General features: G+C 55.0%; 1 protein-coding gene. It reads right to left on the bottom strand.

Annotation, left to right across the window (positions count from 1 at the left end):
- Positions 1-180: hypothetical protein (locus AC1RPN_RS08405; RefSeq protein WP_481763747.1), on the bottom strand; the 180-nt coding region annotated here is incomplete at its 3' end.
- Between the last annotated feature and the right edge of the window lie 276 nt (positions 181-456).

Genomic DNA, 456 nt, shown 5'->3' with positions numbered 1-456 from the left:
TTCCCATTCTGCTCGCGAGTACTCCGGGCACGTGTGATTGGTCTTGTCAAAATCGCACCACGCGAAAAAATGGCGAACGAATCCGGATCGATTCATCTGGGCTCGCATAAAATCAGCCATCGCAACACCCAGCTCACGGTGCGCCTCGTCATGCACAAACACGGCGTTCCCCGCGCTCATGCCAGTCTCTCCAGTTCAGCGGAGCATCCGCAGCACATGCACGTACGAATGCCAGAAAAATCAGTTCGGTGTTCGATGTATTCGTCAAACATTTGCAACCACTCGGATGCCTCGCGCACCCGTGTCTGATTGCGCGTCTGACGATCCTTCTCGTAGTCGAGAACGAAATTCGTTACAGCCTGAACCATGTCAGCTCGAAATTCATGCAGGTTCATGCGGCATCTTCCTCCGCTGCCGGGCTCCGAAGTGGCTCGTTAGCTTCGGCAAGGCTGACCC

The organism is Dellaglioa sp. CoH-57-MRSF-20 (assembly GCF_056781955.1).
Note: the sequence above shows the minus strand (reverse complement) of the source record. Positions and strands in the feature narration are given on the sequence as shown.